The sequence below is a fragment of the Paraglaciecola hydrolytica genome (assembly GCF_001565895.1).
Lineage (GTDB): Bacteria > Pseudomonadota > Gammaproteobacteria > Enterobacterales > Alteromonadaceae > Paraglaciecola > Paraglaciecola hydrolytica.
Genome location: NZ_LSNE01000007.1, coordinates 1 through 24,409, shown reverse-complemented (window position 1 = coordinate 24,409; position 24,409 = coordinate 1). Strand labels below are relative to the sequence as shown.

General features: G+C 42.6%; 20 protein-coding genes. 5 read left to right on the top strand and 15 right to left on the bottom strand.

Translation table 11 applies throughout. The annotated features are described in order from the left end of the window. Positions 1–4: 4 nt before the first annotated feature. Complete coding sequence (locus AX660_RS13880) at positions 5–607, top strand: 5-formyltetrahydrofolate cyclo-ligase (RefSeq protein WP_068377991.1); 603 nt, start codon at positions 5–7, stop codon at positions 605–607. Between the two features lie 56 nt (positions 608–663). Next, the gene (rpiA, locus tag AX660_RS13875; RefSeq protein WP_068377989.1) at positions 664–1,317 is read left to right on the top strand and encodes a ribose-5-phosphate isomerase RpiA; all 654 of its coding nucleotides are present in this window, start codon (positions 664–666) and stop codon (positions 1,315–1,317) included. Positions 1,318–1,433: 116 nt separating this feature from the next. On the opposite strand, the gene AX660_RS13870 is transcribed toward rpiA, so the two are convergent. From AX660_RS13870 to AX660_RS13850, 5 genes are read right to left on the bottom strand one after another with little or no spacing between them, the layout of a single operon-like run. Continuing rightward, the gene (locus tag AX660_RS13870; protein WP_068377987.1) at positions 1,434–2,195 is read right to left on the bottom strand and encodes an SDR family oxidoreductase; all 762 of its coding nucleotides are present in this window, start codon (positions 2,193–2,195) and stop codon (positions 1,434–1,436) included. 4 nt (positions 2,196–2,199) lie between these two features. Then, the gene (gene mmsB / locus AX660_RS13865) at positions 2,200–3,117 is read right to left on the bottom strand and encodes a 3-hydroxyisobutyrate dehydrogenase (RefSeq protein ID WP_068377985.1); all 918 of its coding nucleotides are present in this window, start codon (positions 3,115–3,117) and stop codon (positions 2,200–2,202) included. An 11-nt stretch (positions 3,118–3,128) separates the two neighbouring features. After that, positions 3,129–4,277 (bottom strand): enoyl-CoA hydratase/isomerase family protein, encoded by a 1,149-nt coding sequence (locus AX660_RS13860; RefSeq protein WP_068377983.1) that lies wholly within the window; start codon positions 4,275–4,277, stop codon positions 3,129–3,131. 19 nt (positions 4,278–4,296) lie between these two features. Beyond that, the gene (locus tag AX660_RS13855) at positions 4,297–5,454 is read right to left on the bottom strand and encodes an acyl-CoA dehydrogenase family protein (protein WP_068377981.1); all 1,158 of its coding nucleotides are present in this window, start codon (positions 5,452–5,454) and stop codon (positions 4,297–4,299) included. A gap of 9 nt (positions 5,455–5,463) precedes the next feature. Further along, positions 5,464–6,975, bottom strand: a complete 1,512-nt coding sequence (locus tag AX660_RS13850) for a CoA-acylating methylmalonate-semialdehyde dehydrogenase (protein WP_068377979.1) — start codon at positions 6,973–6,975, stop codon at positions 5,464–5,466. 227 nt (positions 6,976–7,202) lie between these two features. On the opposite strand from AX660_RS13850, the gene AX660_RS13845 reads away from it, so the two are divergent. After that, entirely contained in the window at positions 7,203–8,831 is a 1,629-nt protein-coding gene (locus AX660_RS13845; RefSeq protein ID WP_068377977.1) for a response regulator, read from the top strand. 66 nt (positions 8,832–8,897) lie between these two features. Here AX660_RS13845 and AX660_RS13840 read toward each other — a convergent pair whose 3' ends face one another. The 4 genes from AX660_RS13840 to AX660_RS13825 form a co-directional block, all read right to left on the bottom strand. Then, the gene (locus AX660_RS13840; RefSeq protein WP_068377975.1) at positions 8,898–10,196 is read right to left on the bottom strand and encodes a GGDEF domain-containing protein; all 1,299 of its coding nucleotides are present in this window, start codon (positions 10,194–10,196) and stop codon (positions 8,898–8,900) included. Positions 10,197–10,419: 223 nt separating this feature from the next. Further along, positions 10,420–11,133 (bottom strand): sulfite exporter TauE/SafE family protein, encoded by a 714-nt coding sequence (locus AX660_RS13835; RefSeq protein ID WP_068377973.1) that lies wholly within the window; start codon positions 11,131–11,133, stop codon positions 10,420–10,422. A gap of 262 nt (positions 11,134–11,395) precedes the next feature. Then, positions 11,396–12,175, bottom strand: coding sequence for an SDR family NAD(P)-dependent oxidoreductase (locus AX660_RS13830; RefSeq protein ID WP_068377971.1), 780 nt, complete (start codon positions 12,173–12,175; stop codon positions 11,396–11,398). Positions 12,176–12,245: 70 nt separating this feature from the next. Further along, complete coding sequence (locus tag AX660_RS13825; protein ID WP_068377969.1) at positions 12,246–12,965, bottom strand: FadR/GntR family transcriptional regulator; 720 nt, start codon at positions 12,963–12,965, stop codon at positions 12,246–12,248. A gap of 334 nt (positions 12,966–13,299) precedes the next feature. Here AX660_RS13825 and AX660_RS13820 point away from each other — a divergent pair, with 334 nt between their 5' ends. Next, positions 13,300–14,928 (top strand): sodium:solute symporter, encoded by a 1,629-nt coding sequence (locus tag AX660_RS13820; protein WP_068377967.1) that lies wholly within the window; start codon positions 13,300–13,302, stop codon positions 14,926–14,928. Between the two features lie 69 nt (positions 14,929–14,997). On the opposite strand, the gene AX660_RS13815 is transcribed toward AX660_RS13820, so the two are convergent. Then, positions 14,998–16,056 carry a glycoside hydrolase family 43 protein gene (locus AX660_RS13815; RefSeq protein ID WP_106404088.1) on the bottom strand — a complete coding sequence of 353 codons (1,059 nt, stop codon included), beginning with the start codon at positions 16,054–16,056 and terminating at the stop codon, positions 14,998–15,000. A gap of 265 nt (positions 16,057–16,321) precedes the next feature. Between AX660_RS13815 and AX660_RS13810 the strand changes: the two genes are divergently transcribed. Then, positions 16,322–17,344, top strand: a complete 1,023-nt coding sequence (locus AX660_RS13810) for an arabinan endo-1,5-alpha-L-arabinosidase (protein ID WP_068377965.1) — start codon at positions 16,322–16,324, stop codon at positions 17,342–17,344. 34 nt (positions 17,345–17,378) lie between these two features. Here the strand turns inward: AX660_RS13810 and acnA are convergent, their stop codons facing one another. The 5 genes from acnA to AX660_RS13785 all read right to left on the bottom strand — a co-directional run bounded on the left by acnA (position 17,379) and on the right by AX660_RS13785 (position 24,330). Further along, positions 17,379–20,114 carry an aconitate hydratase AcnA gene (acnA, locus tag AX660_RS13805; protein WP_068377963.1) on the bottom strand — a complete coding sequence of 912 codons (2,736 nt, stop codon included), beginning with the start codon at positions 20,112–20,114 and terminating at the stop codon, positions 17,379–17,381. Positions 20,115–20,244: 130 nt separating this feature from the next. After that, entirely contained in the window at positions 20,245–20,997 is a 753-nt protein-coding gene (locus AX660_RS13800; protein WP_068377961.1) for a hypothetical protein, read from the bottom strand. Between the two features lie 1,051 nt (positions 20,998–22,048). Further along, positions 22,049–22,654, bottom strand: a complete 606-nt coding sequence (cas6f, locus tag AX660_RS13795; RefSeq protein ID WP_068377959.1) for a type I-F CRISPR-associated endoribonuclease Cas6/Csy4 — start codon at positions 22,652–22,654, stop codon at positions 22,049–22,051. Continuing rightward, a complete protein-coding gene (gene csy3 / locus AX660_RS13790) occupies positions 22,655–23,695 on the bottom strand; it encodes a type I-F CRISPR-associated protein Csy3 (protein WP_068377957.1) in 1,041 nt (346 codons plus the stop codon). Between the two features lie 14 nt (positions 23,696–23,709). Then, complete coding sequence (locus AX660_RS13785; protein WP_131811803.1) at positions 23,710–24,330, bottom strand: hypothetical protein; 621 nt, start codon at positions 24,328–24,330, stop codon at positions 23,710–23,712. Between the last annotated feature and the right edge of the window lie 79 nt (positions 24,331–24,409).

Below are 24,409 nucleotides of genomic sequence, written 5' to 3'. Positions count from 1 at the left end.
AACTATGTCTGCTGTTGATCACCGCGCAACACTGCGCCAACATTACCGTGCACTGCGCCGCGCACTTAGTCCCAGCCAACAAACTCAAGCTGCCCAAGATGTAGTGGCGCGCTGCATTAATGATCCCACTTTTTTAACGGCTAAAACTATCGCTTTTTATCTGGCTAACGATGGTGAAATAGACAGCCAATACCTGCTGGAATATTGTTGGCAACAAGGTAAAACGACACTGTTACCCTTACTTGATCCAAACTTGCCTGGCCATTTGGTATTTATTGAACATCAAGCCCATTGGCCATTAACGAGTAATAAATACGGTATAGCCGAACCTCAATACAACACAGATAAAGTTGTTGCTCTCCAAGCTATTGATATTATTTTTACGCCTTTGGTCGCCTTTGATCTACAGGGTAATCGCTTAGGCATGGGCGGTGGTTATTACGATCGCACACTGGCGGCATTAAATACTGATAGGCATTCGACTCAGGTCCTCGGTTTAGCCCATGACTGTCAGCAAGCTGACAGTTTGCCAATGCAAGCGTGGGATATTCCCCTGCACGGCATAGTCACACCCAGTCAAATTTTTACACTCAAGGGATCAGTTTAGTCCGCTCTTGAGTTACACTAACACCCCAATCGCAACAACATCATTAATTGACTGCTATGACCCAAGATCAAAAGAAACAAGCTGCTGCACTAGCCGCTATCGCCTTTATCGAAAATGACACCATTATTGGCGTAGGCACAGGCTCTACCATCAATTATTTTATCGACGCACTGGTTAGCGTTAAAGACAAAATCAAAGGGGCAGTTTCTAGCTCTGAAGCCTCCACCAAACGATTACAAGCCTTAGGCATAGAAGTATTTGATCTCAATTCAGTAGCCTCATTTGATATCTATGTTGATGGTGCGGACGAAGTTACCCAACACAAACACATGATCAAAGGTGGTGGCGCAGCTTTAACCCGCGAAAAGATCGTCTCGTCTGTCGCTAAAAAGTTTATTTGCATCGTGGATGACAGCAAAGAAGTAGGGGTATTAGGTAACTTCCCCTTGCCAGTAGAAGTCATACCCATGGCACGCTCTTATGTCGCCCGAGAGATAGTAAAACTCGGCGGTGATCCGGTTTATCGGCAAGGTGTAGTGACTGACAACGGCAACGTAATACTAGATGTTTACAACCTCGAAATACTCAAACCCATTGAGTTAGAAAAGCAGTTAAATAACATAGTGGGTGTAGTCACCAACGGACTATTTGCCGCCCGTGGTGCCGATGTGGTTTTGGTAGCCGGTGATGCGGGTGTGAGACAGTTTTAAATAATAAAAATATCAAAGCCATAACTACCTTTTGTGTTCGCAGTATTTATGGCTTTCTTCTGGGTTTATTGCTGAATCGCAATGCAAAAGACGGCTCTAAATCTCATAGTAAAAACCTATACTCTAGTTCCGCCATCCAATTCCAAGGTACGGCCGGTAAAATAGTCATTTTCGAAGATAAACTTGGCGGCGTGAGCTAATTCGCTAACATCAGCTAAACGTCCGGCAGGTACACTTTTGATAAAGAGTTCACGCATTTCGGGGCGCATTTGTTGGGCCATGGCGGTATCCACCAAACCTGGAGCGATACAACCGGTGCGTATACCAAAACGGGCAAGCTCTTTTGCCCAGGTCACTGTCATGGTCGCCACTGCGGCTTTAGATGCAGAGTAATTGCTTTGCCCCATATTGCCACCACGGGAAACCGAAGATAGGTTGATGATCACTCCTTGGCTCTTTGTCTCAACCATTTGCGCTGCAGCTTCACGGCTGCACAAAAAGGTACCGGTGACGTTAACATCGAGAACTGATTGAAATTGTTGGCGTGACATTTTGTCTACTACCTTGCCTTCTTTAACCTTAAGCAACATACCGTCACGCATAATGCCCGCGCTGTTAATCAATCCATTCAATTGGCCAAATTCAGCGACGATGGCGGAAAAAGTAGCCTCTACTTGTGCTTCATCTGTAACGTTAACCACAAAACCTTTGGCTTTAACACCTAAGGCCACCAGCTCGGCTGCGGCGTCATCAAGCGCTTCGGCTTGCATATCTAACAAGGCAATGTGCGCGCCTTGCTCTGCAAATTCTAAGGCCATAGCTTTACCTAAACCCTGAGCGGCACCCGTAATCGCGATAACTGAATCTTTCAATTGCATGTGTTTAATCCTTGTTTGAATGTTTGGAAAACATTGAAAAAATACTTGAAAAGTCGAGTTGGCCATTACCCTGTAAACTGTGCATGGCATACAAACTTTGCGCAAGTGAGCCCATGGGTGTTGATGACTGGCTTTTTACCGCGGTATCCATAGCTAAACCGAGGTCCTTTTTCATCAAATCGACCATAAATCCACCTTGATAAGCTTTTGATGAAGGCACGTTGGGCATCACATCTGGGCAAGGGTTATACAGTTCTAAGGTCCAATTACGTCCTGAACTTTGCAACATAATATCGGATACCACTTTGGGATCTAAGCCGTTATCTATGGCTAGTTGCAAGGCTTCTGACGTGCCGACCATCAAGACCGACAACAGCATGTTATTGCAGATTTTAGCCACTTGCCCAGCTCCTAAAGCACCGGCATGAAAGATGTTTTTACCCATAAGTTGCAATACCGGTAAGGCATCTTGATAGTCTTGTTGCTCACCGCCCACGATAAAAGTAAGAGTACCTGCGGTAGCTCCCCCTACACCGCCAGATACCGGCGCATCAATAAAACGTAGACCTTGTGTAGCCAGTGCTTTACCGACTTTTTGCGCGGTGGCAGCATCAATAGTGCTGGAGTCGATGACTAAACAATTTTTTGCCAGCACCGAGATCAAACCACCGTGTTGTTCACTACCTAAATACAGCGCCTCAACATGTTTGCCAGCAGGAAGCATAGAAATTACGACATCTGCATCTTTAACTACTTCAAGGACAGAAGCTGCGCCACTAGCGCCTTGTTCTACCAACTTAGCCACAGCCTGAGGCATTAAATCAAACACACAAACCTGCATGCCTGCTTTTAGTAGGTTTAAAGCCATGGGAGCGCCCATATTACCTAAACCGATAAAGCTGATTTTTGGATTAGATTGCATATCTTACCTACTTAATTTTTAACTAAGGCCTTGGCACCTAGGGTGGCCAGAGGATGTTGTGTGACTGACCACGGAGAATCAAAAAATCCCTCGATAATATCAGCAGGTACCGCTTCTACATTGGGATAAAGCCATTGTGGTTGGTTGTCTTTGTCGATTAACAGAGCCCGTACTCCTTCCTGAAACTCCCCCACCGTGCCGCAATGACAGGACATGACTAACTCCATCCTAAAACACTCATCTAAGGATAATTCACGCCCACGTTTAAGTTGTTCAAACACCAAATGTTTAGTGATGTTGGAACCCGCTTTTAAGGTCTGTTGCGCTTTGCTAAACCACTTATCCTCAGCTCTGTTCATGGTCAGTATATGTCGCTCTACCTCAGCGACTGTGGCATAAGAGGCCAACTCAGTGAACAGGCTTTGATAGATGATTAAGTTAGCGTTGGGCAAGACATTTTTATCTTCGCTTTCACGGCACAGGGCATATAACAATAAATGGTTAACCTGAGCATCGCTTTGCCAATCAGTTTGTTGTAAACGCTGAATAAAAGCGGCTTTATTGGCATGGGGGATAACATAATCTGCTAGTTGACAATATAGGGCATCAGCAGCATTAATGCTGGCACCAGTTAATCCTAAAAAAAGGCCACAACCTGCTGGCATCTTATTTAAAAAATAGCTGCCGCCCACATCAGGATACAAACCTATGTTGATTTCAGGCATGGCAATACGGGATGTTTCAGTGACAATGCGGTGACTCGCTCCGGCCATGAGTCCCAAACCGCCGCCCATAACGATGCCGTGGCCCCAAACCAAAATAGGCTTTTTATAGCTATGAATAAGATAATCAAGTTGATATTCGTGAGTAAAAAAATCTTGCAAGACTTGGGGGGCTAGCTTACCGCGGTTTGCAGCCATGGCTTTATGCATAGCCACCACATCGCCACCCGCACAAAATGCTTTATCTAATTGGCTGTCAAGCACCAACATGCAGATACTAGGATCCTGCTTCCACGCTTCAAGTTGCACAGTGAGCAAGGTAATCATGTCACTGTCTAAGGCGTTTAAGGCCTTGGGTTTATTGAGGCTAGCAAGCCCAATACAGCTACCGTTTTGGCAGTGAATTAACTCAAACAATACTTTGGGTTGCTCACTCATGTTGGCCCCTTATCCAAACCTAAAGAATATCACCGGCATTTTCTGCCAATAAACGACGTCCCACGATCAAACGCATAATTTCATTAGTGCCTTCGAGAATTTGATGTACCCGTACATCACGCACATAACGTTCTAGCGGATACTCTTTAATATAACCATAACCACCATGAATTTGCAGGGCCTGATTACACACTTCAAAACCCACATCAGTGGCAAAACGTTTGGCCATGGCACAATAAGCACTGCACTCTGGGTCTTGTTGATCGAGTTTAAATGCCGCTAATCTAACCATCTGCCGTGCCGCCACTAATTCGGTGGCCATGTCGGCTAGTTTAAATTGTAGCGCTTGGAACGCCGCCAGCGGTTTGCCAAATTGACTGCGCTCTAACATGTAGTTTTTGGCGGTAGTAAGTGCCTGTTGGGCGGTGCCAATTGAGCAAGTAGCGATGTTAATACGCCCACCATCCAAACCTTTCATGGCAAAAGAAAATCCCTGCCCTTCTTCACCTAGTAGGTTTTCAACTGGAATGCGCACATTATCAAAACTGATCAGCCGTGTTGGCTGGGCATTCCACCCCATTTTTTCTTCGGCTTTGCCATAAACCACTCCAGTCGCATCAGCATCAACGATAAAGGCTGAAATACCTTTAGGGCCAGCTTCGCCAGTACGCGCCATCACCACTAAGACTTCGGTTTCACCAGCGCCAGAGATAAACATTTTTGAGCCATTAAGCACATAGGCATCGCCATCTAATACCGCTGTTGAGCGCATGGCCGCAGCATCAGAGCCCGAACCTGGCTCAGTTAAACAATAAGACGCAAGGTGTTCACCGGTAACTAATACGGGGCAGTATTTGGCTTTAGCACTGTCAGTGCCCCACGTCGCTATCATCCACGTTGCCATATTATGGATAGTCATCATGGCTGTGGTTGCAGTGCAACCCATGGCTAATTGCTCAAAAATGATCGAAGAATCCAAACGGCTTAGGCCTAAACCACCGGCATCTTCAGGAGTATAAAGTGAACAAAATCCAAGCTCTCCGGCTTTTTGAATAGTGGCCTTAGGAAAGATATGTTCTTTATCCCACAAGGCGGCATTAGGAGCTAACTCTTGCTCTGCAAACTGCTTTGCGGTTTCAGCAAAGGCGATTTGATCATCAGTAAAATTAAAATTCATCTGCTGCTCCTAACGTAATGAAATGGTCATGTTAGGTTCATCCTTACCAGATGTACCACCTGCTTGGGCTTCTTCATCAAACCAACGGGCCGTGACGGTTTTGGTTTCAGTATAAAAACGGATGGCTTGTTTGCCATAGGCGTGTAAGTCACCGTAGAAAGAGTTTTTCCAACCCGTAAATGAAAAGAACGGCAGTGGCACGGGAATAGGCACGTTAATACCCACCTGCCCGACTTCAATTTCGTGTTGGTATTTACGTGCCGCACCACCACTATTGGTAAAGATAGAGGTGCCATTGCCATAGGGGTTGCGGTTCACCAAAGCGATAGCCTCTTCTAAGGTATCAACCGCCATGCAGCACAATACTGGGCCAAAAATTTCTTGCTGATATATGGCCATACTTTCGTCAACATTGCTAAATACCGTGGGGCCAACCCAATTGCCAGCTTCATAGCCGGGCAAACTAAAGCCTGAACCATCCACTAAACACTCCGCGCCCTGCTCTTTGCCTTGTTGAATTAAGGCCAATACTTTTTGTTTGGCTTGCGGGCTGATCAAGGGTCCAAAACCGGCATTTGGGTCATCCCACAAACCGGGTTTTACTGCTTTGATTAAAGCGGCTAATTCAGGGATCCACTCTTTGGCAGGACCAACAAAGACGGCTACCGAAATGGCCATGCAACGTTGCCCCGCAGCACCAACCGAAGCCCCCACTAAGTTATTCAATACTTGCGTTTTATTGGCATCAGGCATGATCACCGAATGGTTTTTAGCCCCAGCAAAACACTGAGCGCGTTTCATATTATCAGTAGCGGTTTTGTAGATATGCTGACCGACGGGCACAGATCCCACAAAAGACACAGCACGTATTTCCGGCTCTGCCAGTAATTTATTAACCTGCTCTTTACCACCATGAATAACGTTTAATACCCCTTTTGGTGCCCCAGCCTGCATAAACAACTCGGCGAGTTTCATTGGGGTGAGTGGGTCTTGCTCTGAAGGTTTTAAAATAAAGGTATTGCCACAAGCAATGGCCAAAGGAAACATCCATAGCGGGATCATGGCCGGAAAGTTAAAAGGCGTAATGCCAAGGCATACTCCCAAGGGTTGAATATAACTATACGTATCTATGCCACGGGCGACGTTTTCAGCGGTTTCACCCATCATTAAGGAGCCTACATTCATCGCCTGTTCAACCACTTCAATTCCACGCCATACATCACCTTTGGCATCAGCCAAAGTTTTGCCGGTTTCCTGACTCAAGATAGTAGCGATTTCATCATGATGGTCTTTCAGCAATTGTTGATAAGACATCATCACACGAGCGCGCTCTGGTGCCGGCACTTCACGCCAGCTTAAAAAAGCATGTTTAGCCGCAGCGACGGCATCTGCTAGTTCATCGTCGGTGGCACAAGGAGCCTGAGCAATAAGACTGTTGTTGGCGGGGTTAGTTACTTCAATAAAATGTGTAGACTGAGAGCGAATAAACTCACCATTAATTAATAAAGGAACCTGCTGCATAATTTACCTGTGCTTAAAAGAGCCATAATGCCCGTTAATAATATGTTAGCCACTGTAACAAAGTTTTTACCTTTACGTTAACGTTAAGCCTAAATTTTTAGCTAAGCCATTGCCAACTTCTGTATACACTTCAATGACTGGGTATCACTGCCAAACAATTTCTATTATTTTATGTTTCCACTCGCGTGTTATGCTGCAAAGATGCAAGAAACAAATCTACTTTAAATATGTTGATTGAAAAAATTAAAGTTGCTGTGGTTGAAGACAACGGATTAGCTAGGGCTAACCTGCGCAACCACTTATTAGATATGGGTTTTAACGAAATCCACTGTTTCAGTAGTGGTAGAGAATTAAAAAACAACATCAGACTACAAAAACCAGATTTATTGCTCATGGATTTTCACTTAGGGCAAAATAAAAATGGGGTGGAGGTTGTTCAAGAACTAAAACGCGATCGCTTGATCCAACATTCTACTTGCATCATGTTTATCACCTCAGATCGCCTGCCTTTAATCATTGGCCAGATTGTGGATATTCATCCCGAAGCTTTGGTGATCAAACCTTACACTATCCGCAATTTGTCGAAAAATATCGAAAGTAGTATCAAGTTACATCAGTACTTACTGCCAGTATATGAATTGATGGACGACAATAACTATGCACAAGCCTTAGTCATTACCGATATCTTGCTCGATAAAAACGAAAACCCACGTAAGCTCAGCTCGTTAATCAAACTGAAAGCCCGCATACTCACTAAGCTCGAGCGCTACAATGAAGCGGCCGAGTTATATCGAGAAATCCTTAAAGGTTCGGATAAAATCATCTGGGCAAAATGGGGCTTAATTCAAAATTTATTTCTCGACCATCGCATTGAAGAAAGTCAGTTATTACTGCATGAACTAACCGAATCTCAGTTAACCAGCGATAAAGCCTGCGAATGGCTGGCGCGTATTTGTATTAATAACAACCAATATAATCGCGCCGAAAACTACATTCAGCAAATTCGCGAAGGCGAGTTATCGTTATCGGCAACACGCTTAAAAGCCTATATTTATCAGGCTCAAGAGCGGGGGCAAGAAGCCATAAATTTGCTCGAGAAAAAACGTGAATCCAATCGTTCTATACGGGAGCGCTTTGACGAAATCACCTTAGAGCTTGCCCGTTGTTATCTAATAGAAGCCGAAGACAAAGCAGAAAATGAGCGAGCGGAAGACTTGCAAATTGCTCGATTTTTAATTGGTTCAGCAGGTCGCAGAACCTCAGACGAACAACTGGTACTCAGAAAAGATTATATGCATGCTGCCATCGCACAATTGGAAGGCAATACCGAAAAAGTCCGAGAAATTCTCAACCGCAGCGGCATGGATAAACTGCAAGAGGCCGACATACCTACCTTGTTTGATGCGATTAACGCATGGCGCAATATCGGCGACTTAGAACAAGCCAAAAACCTACTGGAACTCAGTCAAGAAAAACTCAAAGATATAGATGAAAGTAATGAAAAAACTATTTCTACTATCTTAGTGATGCGCAGTGAAGAAGCCATTGGCGAACGTAAACCTATGGCGCTGAAACTGAATAAACGTGGCTTGGAAAAACACACCGCTCAGCGTTTTAAACATGCCATCGAGGATTTCCACCGCGCTTATACTCTTTTTCCCCGAGAAATTGCTTTTAGTCTCAACCTCTTACAAAGCCTCGTTGATGCTGAAATGAACCAATATAAAGAAATTAACAGCACGGAATTTTTAGTCGAGTTACAACATCGTAGGCTCAGCACCGCCAATAAAAAACGGCTGGATGAAATCGCTAAAAAAATGCACTACAAACCCCAAATTTTTAAGCAATCCAGCTAGGCGAAACAAAGCAACAACATTATACAAGCTTCAATTTACCGTAATAAAAACTTTATTTTATGAAGACTAAATACTCGTCACCACGCGGTTTCTGCCTTGTTCTTTAGCCTGATAAAGGGCATCGTCGGCACTCTTAAATAGCTTTTTAAGATCAGGTTCGGACATTGATGATACCCCAAAACTTGCGGTAATGGCGTGATCACTATCGATATCCATATGCTCTATTTTGTCCCGTAAAAACTCCGCCACGACTTCGGCTTCGTCTAGGGTGGTATTTGGGCAAACTAAAATAAATTCCTCACCGCCCCAGCGAGCTAAAAAGTCTGTACGCCGAATGTTTTTACCTAGCTGCAGTGCCGTAAGCTGCAGTACTTTATCACCCATGTCGTGACCATAAGTGTCGTTAAGTCGTTTAAAATGATCTATATCAATTAATACAAAAGAAAAGGGCTGACGCTGATTTTTCCAGTTGTTTAAACCTTCATACAAAGCATCACGTATACCCAAACGATTATGCAACCCCGTCAAGGGATCGGTTTTTGCCAAGTCTTCAAACTTCTTATTTTTTAAATTCAAAAAATCATTAATTGAAATCAATTCTTTTTGATAACGCTGATTATTTTTTAACTGAATATTGAGCGCCACAATACGATAAATCAGTATGGCAAAAATAAACATTATCCATACCAGAATGATGATCTTGTAAAGTGCAGCCTGAGTTAACCAAGCCCCCTGCCATTCGACCTTTTCTAGCTGGATTTGATGAACTCCCTCTCGACTTTGTGAGCCAGTCTGAATTTCCAGATAGACCACATCTTCAAATTCAGGGCGGGATAGCTGCAAAGGTATTTTATGGGAACTTAGCCACCAGTCAGCGACGTTGATATTGTTCATATCAATCACCAAGCCGTCTTTAAGTTGACTAACCGGCACCTCAACCACATTATATTTTGTTGAAGTGATATCGCCCAATACAAAGTATTGCGGATTGCGGTTACGCAGATATACCCTAAGGTGCTCCGCTTCACCCGTATAATTAAGCCAGATCGTCATGGAATCATAATCACTCAGGTTAATACCTTTTCCATGTTCATCGATAATATCTAATTGCATGCTACAAAAGGGCGTAATGTGCTGATCATTGAGTACACATTCCCACAACTGTTTTTCTTGGTCGAGCCAACGTATCTCACTCAGTCCATTATCTTTATACAGGTGGGCATCATAGTCACTGGCGATGAGGGTTTTGTGAAACTTAATTAGATCCGTAGGGATAAGTAATAGAATTACTGATAAGACTGCGAGGACACCTAAAACTAACTCTACAGAAGTCATTTTAGATCGAACGTTGTGCTCTTCACTCATTAATGTCGCCTTTACATACGCACATAACTAAACTGCTGTTTAATTAACGGAAAATAAACAATATCAGCCAGTTATGTATAAAATCAATTCTGAATTGTAGCAGTTAACTTGCTAAATATAATTTAAGCTAAAAACCTAATTAAACGCTTAAATTTAATGAGAAAAGTTCAGGATGGGTAGCTTGTTAAACGAGTGTCTGTATGACCTTGATATATTAAAAGTATCAGGCAAATATACAAACAAGCCCAGAGCAAAAAGCGATAAACAGGATCAACGGGCGGATCACATTGAGATTCAAATACCGCCTGAAAAACAATGACAAGACATAACCCACAATGACAGCCGGAACACTATATACAAACAATAACAAATCTTGTTTATTGACCACATCAGCCATGCTCAGCGATAAAATACTCAAAGCATTGATATAGACAAAAAACAAACTTAGATTCGCTTTAATTTGCTGCTGATGGGCAGTTTGATACAGCAGCCCCATAGGTGCACCACCAGCCGAGGTTAACGTGCCCATAAAACCAGACAAGGTACCAGCAATAGCACTACTGACACCCGATACACGAGGGGTAAAACCCGCTACCGACAATAACACCGCACACACTATCGACAGGCCGAAGAGTATTTGATACTGAGCTAAATCAAGCAAAGTAAATACTGCGGTAGCCAAAAACACGCCAACACTGCCACCTAAAATCGAAAATGGCGCCAGTTGTTTGTCAACATATCTGCGATTAGCCAGCAACAAGGCTAGAGTGATGACCAGCGCATTAAGGATCATTGGCACTGGCACTAACTGCGGGGCGATTAAAAATAGAAGAGGCGCACTAAACAAACCCAGCCCAAAGCCGATGAGCCCTTGTAAACAGGCACCTGTAATGAGTATTAGATAAACTAAAGCCCAATCATGTAAAGCTAATATCATTTATTTTTTAACTACGCGCACTTACAATTGACATATTGTATTATAAATATCATGAGTTCAGGATTGATACAATGTTTGTCGCTGGGTAAAGTGGATGGAAAAGCACATAAGCTGCGCTTACCAAACATGGCCTGACGCTACTAAGAAATAGTCACTTCGTGCACCTATCGCTTCGCAACAGCGCATTCTTTATCGCGCAGCAATAAGTGTGCGCAGCTCATAATTCATTTCCCGTGCCACTCGTTGCTTCTTTCAAATAAAGCTAAACCCACCCTCCATCTACAATAATCGATTGAGCGGTGATCATTTTGCTGTCGTCAGAAGCTAAAAATAAGGCGGCGCTGGCAATATGTGAGGCTTCGAGGGTTTCTTTGATGCATTGATTTTTACGAATATCTTCAAAGTCGCCGGCTTGCAGGCGATGAGAGATTTGCTTTTCGGTCATGACCCAACCAGGTATTAAGGTATTAACCCGAATATTATCGCGACCATGATGTTTAGCCAGCGTACGGGTCATGCCTTCGAGAGCTGCTTTGGCGGTGGTATAAACCGGCATAAAGTCTTGTTTAATACGCCAACTTATCGAACCCAGATTAATAATACTGCCGCCACCTAAACGTTTCATGTGCGCAACTACAGCCTGCGCGGTAAAAAAGTTAGGGCGCAAATTCACTGCCATCTGATCATCCCAATATTCCACTGACAAGGTTTCGGTATCGTGGCGGGCGTCATTTGCTGCGTTATTCACCAAAACCGATACATCGCCAAATTGGTTTCTAGCATGATGAATGGTTTCAAGCAGTTGCGGAATGTTACGAATATCACACATAAAATATTGTAAACGTTGGCGATCACTCCCCGTAATGTCCGCACATAATTGTTGACTGGCAGGCTCGTCAATATCGATGAAGCTGACGAAGGCACCTTGCTGATAAAACGCACGCACCAACTCGGCACCAATTCCCGTTGCACCGCCCGTAATAAAAACGTGCCTGTGTTTGAGACTCGGGTATTGGTTTATCTGATCATTATTGGCAGACATTTAATGCTCTTGAATGTATTTTCATTATGGATATTGGCGATGTTTCGCTGGTTTTCAAACGTCATACCGCTTATTTTTGTTCTTGTTTGGCAATCTCTGCATCGATAAAGATGATGGCTTCATCGATCAAATAGGCTGTCATGCTTTTGGCACGCTCTGGTTGGCGCAAACTGATGGCGCGATAGACTTTGTCATGCTCTTCAATAATTGCTTTGATACTGCCTTTAGCTGGTGTGGTGTGCTGAATACTGACATTTAATGCGGTACTAACAAAATCTCGTAGTTGCAAAATAAAACGGTTATTGCTGGCGGCCAAGATGCTGGTATGAAAGGCAATATCAGCTTCATGCAGTGACAAGCTGGGATCATTGCCCGCAGCAATCATGGCGTTTAAGGCTTTTTCAATCTGTTGGATCTGTTCGTCTGTGGCAAATTGTGCAGCCAAGGCTGCCGCTTGTGGCTCGATGGCCATACGCATTTGCAAAAATTCTCTTAATACCTGCAATGAAGGGCTGCTATCCAACATCCAGCGTAAGATGCTGGTATCGTATAAATTCCATTTTGTGGCAGGCTCTACCACTATGCCTTTTCTCGGACGTGAAGTGATTAAACCCTTGGCGCCCAGCATTTTTACAGCTTCGCGAATAGAAGTACGGCTGACACCGTAGTCTTCACACATTTTAGCTTCGCTGGGGAAACCCGATTCGTTGGAATATTTGCCGGAAATAATGGCTAACCCTAACTCCTGTGTAACACGATCTGACAAATTAAGGTTTTCTATTAAGGCCATGTTGATTATTCACTTCAAATATCCGTTGTTTGATTATCTTATCATAATTTTAAATGACGTAAGGTCAATGTGTTTATATTCATACACCTCATATTGTGCGTTTCATAAGGATTTTAAGACCATTTAGACAAGGCGACATTTTGTAGAGACTCCTTATTTAAAGAAGGGATCTAATTCAAAAATAATCAACGCAGAATATATGGCTTAGCCGAAAATATTTATTTTTAATTAACATTCAGCTAACACTTCTCATTTGTAATACAATATGTCAATATCCAAATCTGTGAGAAAAAGACACTGATATTAACTAATTCACAATTTGTGAGAATAAAAAATGATTGAATTAAGTACTCTGGACTGGCTGGTATTAGCAGGCTTTTTTGTATTACTGATTGGCGTGGTGTGGTTTTCGATGCGCCAAAAAGGCCAAGATACCGCAGACTATTTTCTGGCCGGACGTAATGCCAGTTGGTTGGTGATCGGTGCCTCCATTTTTGCTTCCAATATCGGCTCAGAGCATTTAGTAGGTTTGTCTGGCGCAGGTGCTCAGTCAGGCATGGCCTTGGCACACTGGGAATTACAATCGTGGATCATCTTATTGCTTGGTTGGGTGTTTGTACCTTTTTACTGGAGCAGCAAGGTTTACACCATGCCAGAGTTTCTGGAACGTCGTTATAACTCGGCTTCTCGTACGTTTTTATCCATTATCTCACTAGTAAGTTATGTACTAACTAAAGTCGCGGTAACTGTGTACGCCGGTGCCATTGCGCTGCAAACCATCTTGGGCATTGATTCCATCTACGGTATCGATTTCTTCTGGATCTGTGCTTTTGGTTTAGTCGGTATCACGGGTATCTATACGGTATTAGGTGGCATGAGGGCTATAATGTGGACTTCCGTTTTGCAAACCCCGGTACTGATTATCGGCTCGGTGGTTATCTTAGTGGTTGGCCTCGATAAAGTAGGCGGCTGGGCAGAAGTAGAGCGTATTAACGGCGCTAATATGCACTTGATCCGTTCAGCATCAGATGAAAACTTCCCTTGGCCTGGTATTATTTTTGGCTCATTTATTATCGGTTTTTGGTACTGGTGTACCGATCAATATATCGTGCAACGAGTATTGTCGGCCAAAGGCATCAAAGAAGCTCGTCGAGGCACTATGTTAGCCGGTTACCTCAAACTGTTACCGGTATTTATCTTTTTAGTACCAGGCATGATTGCTTATGCTTTAAAGGTTAAAGGCATCATTCACTATGATAGTCCTGACCAAGCCTTTCCGACGTTGGTATCTGAATTACTTCCATCTGGTATAAAGGGTATTGTTATCGGTGGAATTTTTGCGGCACTGATGAGCTCACTGGCCTCGCTGTTTAACTCTTCAGCCACACTATTTACTATCGATTTTTATAAAAAATTCAAACCAGAGTCGTCTGAAAAACACTTACTAAGTGTTGGTCGCTGGGCAACCGTAGTAGTGGTAATACTGGGTATGTTGTGGATACCCGTAATGAGTTTGATTGCTGATGTGCTTTATGAATACTTACAAAGTGTGCAATCACTTATTGCCCCTGGCATCGCAGCCGTATTTTTATTAGGTTTGATCACTAAAAAAATCACCCCTGCCGCGGGTTTTATTGGCTTAGTCGCTGGTTTCATTTTAGGCATGTTCAGATTGGTACTGTTACCTTTCAAAGAGTCCTTACAAGGCACTATTTTTGCGCCAGTGACTGATATGAACTGGTTATACTTCTGTATCCTGTTATTTGTGATTGTTTGTGTGGTGATGATTGTTACCAGTGTCTTTACCAAACAAGCCACTGACGAACAAATTGATGGCCTAACCTTTGGTAGCTTAGGCAAAGCCAGATTACGGGAAGTCGTCGCGACTATGGATATCTGGGACTACGTGCATACCGCAGGTATTCTAGGTATTACCGTGTTTATCTACTACCGTTTCTGGTAGTAAACACGCTATAAAAAAAGCCCCTGTTGATGTTATCGACAGGGGCTTTTTTATATCTCGTTAAATATACTAATCAGCTAACTCATTCATAAATAACGGAAATCCTTGTGCGTCCCAGTAAATAGGTCGCGCACGAGCATGGCGATTAGGATCACTCAAAGGACTACCCTGTAACTTCAGATAGTCTCGACTGTGGTAAATCAACAAGTCGGTAACACCATCCTCAGCAACGGAAAAGCTATTATGACCGGGGCCAAAACGGCCAATATCCGCTTTGGTACTGAATACCGGCTCCGCTGATTTATGCCAGTTTTTTGCGTCCATTAAATCGCTGTTAGCATCAGCCCATAACAACCCCATGGCATAACGTTCGTCAGTGGCGGCACCTGAATAGGTTACAAATACTTTACCGTGCCGAATGAGCACCGCAGCACCTTCATTGACTTTATAACCTTGCATTTCCCAGTCTAAAGTAGGCTCAGTTAAAGTCATTATTGGACCAGTAATACTGGTTGGGCTATTCATCTGTGCCATCAACAAAGCTGAGTTATACGTGCGGGGTTCGTTCATTTGTGCCCAAATCAAATAGCGCTTTCCTTGGTGTTCAAAGGTAGTGGCATCCAGTGAAAAACTGTCAGTCGGCGTCAGTATTTGGCCTAACTCCTGCCATTCACCCTGTGCGGGATCGGTATTCGTATTGGCTAATACATACATACGGATGCGCCAGGGATCTTCAACCTCTCCTGCGGCAAAATAGATGTACCAGCTATCGTTAAAATAGTGCAACTCAGGTGCCCAAATATGCGCGCCCATATTGCCGCTTGAATGTTTTTGCCAAATAACTTTAGATTCGGCCAACTTAAGATCGTTGATCCGACAGGCACTGCGGATTTCAATTTGATCAAACAAAGGAGAAGTACCAATAAATTGATAACAGCCAGTTTTTGGATCTTTAATAATCCAAGGATCTGCCCGTTGTAATACGATTGGGTTATCAATATTTAGGTGGCTTGCTGGCTGAGTAAGCTCAGTTAAACTCTGAGCTAATACTGATGTGCTAAAAATATTCAGCAGAGTAATACTCAGCAGTGAATGTTTAAATATTGTGTTCATTTTTAACTCAGGCATAAGGCCAGGACTCCGTTGTATTCTTGTGGCAGATACACATTAAATATACCCTTCATCCTTAAAGTTGCGTGCTTGTTGGCTGCTCTCATTCACCACATTCGCCAACCGTATTGCACTTAGTAGGGCTAAGCTCATCGGGTTGAATTCATTTGCCGCCGCCGCGCAATTCCAATGATTTTGAGTATACATCAATAATTCATTGTTAATATTGTATTACAATTATGCTAGCATAAGGGATAAAATTGATCATTAGCAGGATTTTTACATGACCAAGTGTTACATCACTTTATTTATAAGCAGCGTTTGTTTATTGCTTAACTTCGCTCAAGCTAAACAAGTAGAAGTGCATGATCCGGTCATGGCTAAAGAGGGTGATACCTATTATGTGTTCAGCACTGGCCCCGGTATTACTTATTATCAATCCAAAGATATGGTCAACTGGCAATTAGCCGGGCGGGTATTTAAAGACGAACCAAGTTGGGCGCAGCGCATCGCCCCAGGTTTTAGTGGGCATTTATGGGCGCCGGATATTATTCAAAAAGACGGCAAATTCTATCTGTATTATTCCGTTTCGGCCTTTGGTAAAAATACTTCGGCTATCGGTGTCACGGTTAATAAGACTTTGGATCCAAAGTCTCAAGATTATCTATGGGTAGATCAGGGCATTGTTCTCCAGTCGGTACCCGAGCGTGATGACTGGAACGCCATTGATCCTGCCATTATCCAAGATGAAAACAAGCAATATTGGATGAGTTTTGGTTCGTTCTGGGCCGGGCTAAAATTAGTCAAATTAGACGATGATCTGACTCGTTTAGCTCAGCCTCAAGAATGGCACAGCATAGCCGCTCGCCCGCGTAATCCGGATGCAAGCATAGAAGGCGACAAAAACGGTGCTATCGAAGCGCCTTTTATTTTCCACAAAAACAATTATTACTATCTATTTGTCTCCTTTGATAAATGTTGTCGCGGCGCCAGCAGCGACTACAACGTCAGAGTCGGGCGCGCTAAATCAGTTGGCGGTCCCTATCTAGACAAAGACGGTAAAGACTTGATGAAAGGTGGCGGTAGTCTTGTCATGCAAGGCAATAAAGACTGGCCTGGCTTAGGTCATAACGCAGCTTATAGCTTTGATGGTCAGGTCTACTTGGTATTACATGCCTACGAAGCTGCCGACAAGGGTATTCAAAAGTTACGTATTTTGCCTATGAGCTGGGATAAAGGCTGGCCGGTGGTTGATCCGGCTGAGTTAAACAGCCGCATCACCCACTTAGAAAACACGGACAATTAAAACGCACCCAACAAAAACGAGTTTAATGTATGCCTTAGTTCAGGCTGCGCAGCACATATTGCAAGATCCCACCATGGCTGAAATAGCTAAACTCATTGGGGGTATCGATTCTGATCCGCGCCTTAAAGTTAAACCTGGCGCGGTCTTTTTTCACACTCACCTCAACCTCTTGTTGCCCCAGAATGATTGGCTCTATGGTGTATTGTTCAGTACCATCCAGTTTCAAGCTCGCAGCATTTTGACCACTGTTAAATTGTAAGGGCAAAATCCCCATGCCAATTAAATTGGAACGATGGATACGTTCGTAACTTTCTGCCAGCACCACTTTTACCCCCAGTAATAAAGGCCCTTTAGCTGCCCAATCCCGAGAACTGCCTGTGCCATATTCTTTACCCGCGATAACAATACAAGGGATATTCTGCCGCTGATATTCCATCGCAGCCGCAAATACGCTCATCTGTTCGCCTGAAGGTTGAAAACGCGTCCAGCCCCCTTCGGTGCCGGGCGCCAACTGATTTTTCAGTCTGATATTGGCAAAGGTACCGCGCATCATGACTTCATGGTTACCGCGTCGTGAACCAAAAGAATTAAAGTCTTGTTCCTCAACACCCTGTTCGCGTAAATACTCAGCAGCGGGGCCATCCGGGGCTATACTGCCCGCAGGAGAAATGTGATCAGTGGTCACCGAATCACCCAGTTTAAGCAAACAACGGGCGTCTTTAATCGTCGTTTGCGGTTCAGGCTTTAAGCTCATGCCCGCAAAAAACGTCGGCTTTTTAACGTAAGTTGAATCTGGCCAGTTATATTGAGCACTGTCGACAACCTGCAAACTATTCCAGCATTCGTCACCTTCAAATATATGGGCATAACGTTCACTGAACATCTCACTGTTCACCACTTGAGTAACAAGTTGTTGTATTTCGTCGTTAGTTGGCCAGATATCACGCATATATACAGGTTTACCGTCTTTTGAGGTACCCAAAGGCTCATTAACTAAATCAATATCCATGTTGCCCGCCAAGGCATAAGCGACCACTAAGGGAGGTGAGGCTAAGTAATTAGCTTTGACATCAGCGTGAATACGCCCTTCAAAATTACGATTACCCGACAATACCGCGCTCACATTCAGTTTAGCAGCGCGAATGGCCTTACTTATTGGCTCGGGCAATGGGCCCGAATTACCGATGCAGGTCGTACAACCGTAACCTACCAGATGGAACCCCATTGCTTCGAGGTCGTCTGTTAGCTTGGCTTTATCAAGGTATTCAGTCACGACTTGCGAACCTGGCGCAAAACTGGTTTTAACCCAAGGTTTGACGGACAAACCTAGCGCTCGCGCTTTTCTCGCCACCAAACCAGCAGCAACTAACACCGATGGGTTAGAAGTATTAGTACAACTGGTGATGGCAGCAATGACTACTGCGCCGTCTTTAAGACTAAATTGCTGGCCGTTATAATCACATAAAGCTTGTAAAGATTTCTCATCGTTAGGCGAAGTCTGTTGGCCACCTTCATTTTCGAAACGGCCTTTTTCAGGGTCGTCGGTAGCAATGAGCAATTTTTCTTGCTGTGATAACCAATGTTTAAACTGACTGGCGGCGTCTGTTAAAGCGATGCGATCCTGAGGGCGTTTAGGGCCTGCGATAGAACTCACCACATCATTAAGTTTAAGACTTAGGGTGGCGTGATAGGCCGCAGTTTGCTGGGCTGCCGATCCCCACATGCCCTGAGCTTGGGCATAAGCTTTGATCACTTCAATTTGATGTTCATCCCTACCGGTCAATTTCAGGTAGGTCACAGTTTGTTCGTCCAAAGGAAACAAACCACACGTCGCACCATACTCAGGCGCCATATTGGCGATAGTGGCACGATCCGCTAAGGTCAGATGTTTTATACCTTCACCAAAAAATTCAACAAATTTACCCACCACGCCAAACTGACGAAGTTTTTCAGTGATGGTAAGCACTAAATCTGTCGCGGTAGTACCGGCCGGTAAATTACCGGTAATTTCCATGCCCACTACCTCAGGGATCAACATTGTCACAGGTTGTCCTAACATCGCAGCTTCGGCTTCGATACCTCCTACGCCCCAACCCAAAACACCAAGACCATTGATCATAGTGGTGTGAGAATCGGTCCCAACTAGAGTATCTGGGTATAACATGCCAGCACTGCTGCTCCCTTGTGTCAGCGGGTCAATAAAAACCACACGGGCGAGATATTCCAAATTAACCTGATGCACTATGCCTTTACCTGGTGGTACTACTTTAAAATTATCTAAAGCATTCTGCCCCCAACGCAAAAATTGATAACGTTCTTTATTACGCTCAACTTCCTTTGCGGTGTTTTTACTAAAAGCATCTTTTTGTGCAAAAAAATCCACCATCACGGAATGGTCAATTACCAGTTCAACAGGTTTTAAAGGGTTAATTTTTTGTGGTGAGCCACCCAGCGCCACCATGGCATCGCGCATTGCGGCGAGATCGACAACCGCCGGCACACCGGTAAAATCTTGCAAAACCACGCGGGATGGCACAAAGGCAATTTCTGTTGCCACGGTGTTTAATACATCCCATTTGGCGAGCGTACTAATATCATCAGGCTGAACAAAGGGCTGCTCACTATGGCGCAGCAAGTTCTCTAATAGTAACTTAGCAGCAAAGGGTAAACGCGAGAGATCATAAACTCCCGCCAGCGTCGCGAGGCTGTAATACTGATAGTTTTTACCGTCAACTGACAGTGTTTGTAGATAGGGTGATGAATTAGGCATGGCATGGCTCCGTATTGGTGCTTGTCGTCTTGGGCAATTTTTTAGCGACTATTGCTTGCGAAAAAACAGAGCAAAGTGACTTATTTGACTTTGCTCTGCATATTGAGTTTAGCGTCTACAACGTTAATAACTATAAGGCTAATAATTGCTGTCTTACTTTTTGCTGATAAACGCTATCATTTAAGCGCTCTGGATCGTATTCAGGACAATGTTTAATGGCATCAACACTCAAATGGCAGCCCACATTTTTTTCCAACCAGTTGATGGAGTTAATGTGTTTAGGCGCCACTAAAACTTTTTTACCACCCGGCAAAATCTGATGAGTATCAATGACAATTAACGGAATCTCCCAATTTTCGGTATCCAGAATTAGATCGTGAACCTGACCAAAGTTTCCATCTTTGGCTTTCACTTCGTAACCTTGCAATTCATTAATAGAACGCAAATGATTAGCCTGAGATCCTGTATCCACTTTTTCAAGTTCAGCTCGTTCAGGCAGCGTCTGCACCTGAGCCAGCGCAGTAGGGTAAGCAAATTCGCCCCAAGCTCCTGGGCCTGTCCAGTAATAACCATAACCAAAATACTGAAAATAAAGCGCTTCATAATCCCGTGAAACGGTTTTGTGTTCATCAATCGATGGGCTATCTTCAACTTGCTCTTTAGACAAGGTCACATGAATTTTTTCATCTTTGATATCAATGCTGTGCAAAGAGACGGGTGAAATAAGTACCTTTTCCCCCAAAGGCAACCACTTATGGGTATCCACATACATATATCTCACTGTCCATGCACGATCATCAAACAAAAAATCTTTGCTAATACCAATGTCACCATCAGTGGCTGCAATGGTAAAACGCTTAACATCTCTCAGACCTGCATACATAGTATTTCTCCGCTATTGAAACATTGTGTATTAAACGCAGCAAGTTACAGACCAGCCACTGATATATTATGTATATCAATAACTTAATGAATATTAAGTATAGTCAGTGAGATAAAAATCGTAAGATTTACTGCATAGCTTGTAAGAATTACGTGTCTTTAGATATAGGGAGGGCAACACAAAAACCGAACTATCTGCGATGTTTTACAAAGTCTCGTTATGCTATCAACAGAGCTAATACCACATCGCGCGGCGTATCTTTTTAATTCAGTGAACACTAATACATTGTATAACAAAGGTTTAATTGGTGAGCGAACATTGACCGCTAAATCTAGTGAGTCTGTTTTAAGACTAATCCAAAGCTGTTTTTGATACAGAGTTAAACGAAGATAATAGTGTTTATTACGACAATAAAGATGGGAAAAATTTGCTACAGCAAGCATAAGTATTCCTTATTTCACTGTAGCAATTTTTGTAGCAGCTAAATCTTGAAAATCTCTTAATCTGTTGATCCAAGCATATCTTGTCATCACTAAATAGACAAAAATCAATGATTTAAGTAATTTACAAGCATATCGTGTCACAATAAATACCAAGCATATCTTGTCATTTAATATGTCTACTTTGAATAGAATTTTGTAGTAATGTAATAAAATTACAAATTTGTTTTTCAAAAAGAAAATCGGCCATAGTTAACCTATCTTCATGGAATATTTGATAATGCAAGATTGTCCATAGCAAAAAGCCCTATTTTACTAATTCGCTCCCAGCATCAGTTGAAGCTCAAACTGCCTATTCGGCAGATACTTCAGGGTTATGGTGAGGACATTCATTCATCTAATTTTTAACTGCCTATGCGGCAGAGAGCTATTGCGAAAGAGCTAGAAGACCCATTAAATGGTTATTAACTGCCTATGCGGCAGAGAGCAGTACCAAAATATACAAAACACTATTTAATACAATAGTTTAAAACTAAATAGTGTCAAATACCTTTTTAATTTATTTGAATATTTATTTAGGTAATTCAACAGCTTGGGTAACATGAAATAAATTAGGGTAGATGCTTAGGAACTGAACTAACAAAATTAGTTTTATTCGAGAGCCCATAACTAGAAAATCGATCATTCAATGTCTCATCCATTTTTACACACTGAATACTTAAAGAAAAATTAAAACCGCTACTGGAACTACTCATCGGAATTTTATGGAAAAGCTGAAAAGTCAGATTTTTCTTGGTTTCTACTTTGGGGTTATATATATCCCCCCGACTTTCAGCTCTTTTTTTAGATCGGTTTATTTGTCTTTGTATCGACTTAGCTGATATCTGGTCAATCGCCTGATTGCGGATAAAAGTAACTTCCTGGTGCGTCGTACCTAAAATTTGCTTTATATCTGAAATATCAAAGTACTTTAATTTTTGCATTTCTAGAAAATATTGCTGCTCAATTAATAAATTTAAGTGACTTAAACTAACACTGACGAACCCCAAAGTTTTACCTGGCCCGCTATCGTCCCATTCAGGAAAAGTGACACCAATATCGTTTATTTCATTTCTTTTGCTAAACCCATGAAGGATTTTTAAGCAGCGCCCAATCAGAAAACTCGAATTACAATCAAAAGGTAAAAAAGTAATCTTGAAGTAGTAACGCGCGTTCAACTATTTGGACCCCATTCCAAATAAACCACCTTTAATTAAATTCGCTGCAATAAAATGAGCGTCTTTACAATTAACTAATTTATCCTTGGATTTGCCAAAACAAGAACGCAGATTGCCAGTAATGTCTTCGATAATATTAAGCAGAGAAAAAAGGTCTTTTTTTGTCACTGGATGGCGATAAATAGTATCTTTTTCCTTATCTACTGCGAAGCTTCCAACTCTCACAGCTAAATCCGCATTTTCATACCAATCATCAATACTGGCAATTGCAGCACCTACTTTATACGCCCCTATGATAGCGGTTCTTTTTTGTTCGAGGTAAGTTTCTTGATAAGTTCGACTTTTATCAAACTTACTACCTTTTTCCACAAAGGCTTGACTAGGGTAAATTTCGTGAGCAATGGGCACTGTCAACTTAGCAGTGACTTCACAAAACATGTATTTTTGTGGTGAGCAGAGCGCATTTTCAAATTCGTTCACAACGTCATCCCAATGCGTTACTGCCTTATTCCATTCGGGTTCAAATTGTTTTCTGTTAATGCCACTGATGTTTATTGAATGCCCCCCAGAAGTATTAAGTTCAATAGTTGTGTCCCGAGTTTTTTGATTCCGCCAAAGCCAATTTCCACTCAAAATATTTTTAAGGTACCGTTCAGATAAATATCTGAACCCACCCACCTTCTGATAATTTTGCACAAATTCAACTAAAGCCTTTTCTACTTCCTCGTTATTACACACTCTTGGCTTCAAAGAACTGGCATCGACAGTACAGGAGAACTTGCAAAGCAAATGTGTTGAATTTGCTGGCGCATAACAAAAATCAATAGTGTGAGGATTACCTTCAGCCAATCGTTTATGACTCACTTCTTTTTTTAGCTCCATTCCTCCAGAAAAACCTTCAGAAGCACTCTCTTTTTGCCCCAATACTTTCACTGTGCTGATTTCTAATGGAGATTGGTTTCCATTTGTATCTACAGAAAAAAACACTGCCATGCTGGGAGAAATTGAACGCTGATAACTCAATTTTGTTGGCAGCCTCATATAAAAAACTCCTACTAATTAGTTAAGTACAAACTAGTTGAGTTTTTTTGATATTGCCAAATCAACTTCTCATGGGTATCGCCAAACACAAAACTAGACATGCGAACCGCAGCTAAAATTGGCTCAGCAAAAACATGCTGAATGTTGTCCAGTGATCCAATCTTATCTTCAGGCAATTCTAAAAAGTGATAACCAACACATCCTGCAACGAGATCGTCTCTTTTTTCAATTTTACTCATCATGTCAAAGACGTTATTAAAAGGGTTATTTGAATCATCAATAGCTAGCCATTTCCCTTTTGTAAGAGGTATTGCTTCCACAGCGTGTTTAAAGTCATTATAAACGTCAACTGAAGATAGGTTTGGTAATCCAATATGGACCGCCCCTCCACAAAGTTTTTGCGGGAGGCAGGCTAAAATATGCTCCTTATCTAACTCTAAATAATTAACCTTTATTAACAAACTTAATAAAAAATCACATTGCCTTGAATCAACAATTCCAGGAATTTTTTGGACGTCATTAATTGTGTAGTATTGCTCTTTGGTTATGCCTCTTTTGTGAAAACTGTAGCTATGGAGGCAAATTGCAAACTCCTGAAAATCAACTTTTAATCCAAATCGCTTGTTAATTTGCATCCAGAACTGATCCACTTTACCCCCTAATTTGCATCGAAAACTGATCCACATATTTAATACCTCCTGCCGCCTCTAAGCA